General features: G+C 64.9%; 1 pseudogene. It reads right to left on the bottom strand.

The features are described 5' to 3' along the window. Positions 1 to 202, bottom strand: a pseudogene (locus RAD10_RS42695) (cellulase family glycosylhydrolase); the annotation flags it as partial.

A 202-nucleotide genomic window follows, 5' to 3' on the forward strand; every position in this document is an offset into this window, starting at 1 on the left:
GCCCTCATAGAGCTTGATCGAGCTCCCCGCTTCCGCCGTACCGGATACCGTTGCGCGGTTATGCGTGGTGGGATCGCTCAACAGGATCGGAGCATCGGGGGCAGCGCTATCCACCGTGACATCCAGCGCAGCCGATGCCTTGCTGGTGACGCCGGAGACCGTGTCGGTCGCGGTGAAGCTGTGCTTGCCGTCAGGCAGTGCG

This window comes from Bradyrhizobium sp. 23AC (assembly GCF_054863025.1).